Here is a 202-nt window from a genome sequence, read left to right as displayed (position 1 = left end):
GACTAGCTATAAACCAGAAGCAAGTACAATTAAAGGCGAAGAAACGGGTGAAGGTAAAACAGAAAAGTTATTTAAATATGCAACCTATCGCAAAATGTTGGCTGACTATTTTGAGCAACCGGAAGAAGAAGCAGCAAAACGCGTAGAAGAGTTTGAAAAAACTGTTAAAAAACGCTTTATTGAAGAACCTGGTCAAATGCGG

Annotated in this window: 1 protein-coding gene; it reads left to right on the top strand. The window is 37.6% G+C overall.

Annotated features, from left to right (window positions below; translation table 11 throughout):
- The coding region (locus ACTRWE_RS19405; protein ID WP_462880555.1) for a hypothetical protein at positions 1–202 on the top strand (202 nt) is incomplete at both ends.

The sequence above is a fragment of the Pseudoalteromonas sp. G5_S1_54_S4 genome, from assembly GCF_054968565.1.
The sequence above is the reverse complement of the archived record's forward strand: the minus strand, read 5'-3'. Positions and strand labels throughout refer to the sequence as shown.